Annotated in this window: 1 protein-coding gene; it reads left to right on the top strand. The window is 62.6% G+C overall.

Annotated elements, in window-relative coordinates; translation table 11 throughout:
• The coding region (locus tag NTD82_RS20255) for an immunoglobulin-like domain-containing protein (protein WP_262129949.1) at positions 1–227 on the top strand (227 nt) is incomplete at both ends.

Raw genomic sequence — 227 nt, 5'->3', positions numbered from 1 at the left:
ACCAACACCCCGCTGACCAACAGCATCACCGGCGTCACCGGCGGCAACTACGAGCACCTGGAAACCGCAGGTACTCCGACCACCGTTGTCACCGATGACCCAGCGCGCCTGGACACTACCGGCCTGACGCTCAGCGCCACTGGTTCCGTCCAAGAAGGCGGCAGCATCGTCTACACCGCCAAGCTGACCAATCCAGCCGGCACCGAGATGAAGATCACCTTGAGCAA

It is taken from the genome of Pseudomonas sp. 5P_5.1_Bac1 (assembly GCF_025466015.1).
Lineage (GTDB): Bacteria > Pseudomonadota > Gammaproteobacteria > Pseudomonadales > Pseudomonadaceae > Aquipseudomonas.
This window is presented reverse-complemented; position numbering and strand designations above follow the sequence as displayed.